Raw genomic sequence first — 241 nt, forward strand, 5'->3', positions numbered from 1 at the left:
GGGAGCAGCAATTAAAGAGCGCATCATGAAATAAATGACTGGGGGAGAAAACCAGGATGGGAGCATTAAAAAGAACGCCTTTGTTCCCGCTCTATGCCAACTATGGTGCCAAGGTCATTGATTTTGGCGGATGGGAGCTGCCTGTTCAATTTAGCAGCATTATCGAAGAGCATCATGCCGTGCGGACGTTGGCTGGCTTGTTCGATGTATCCCACATGGGCGAAGTGACGATAGAAGGGCC

1 pseudogene is annotated in these 241 nt (G+C 49.8%); it reads left to right on the forward strand.

Annotation, left to right across the window (positions count from 1 at the left end):
* Positions 1-56 precede the first annotated feature (56 nt).
* Positions 57-241: pseudogene (locus SB773_RS34265) on the forward strand (glycine cleavage system aminomethyltransferase GcvT); the annotation flags it as partial.

It is taken from the genome of Bacillus sp. SIMBA_074 (assembly GCF_046534555.1).
Classification (GTDB): domain Bacteria; phylum Bacillota; class Bacilli; order Bacillales; family Bacillaceae_G; genus Bacillus_A; species Bacillus_A mycoides.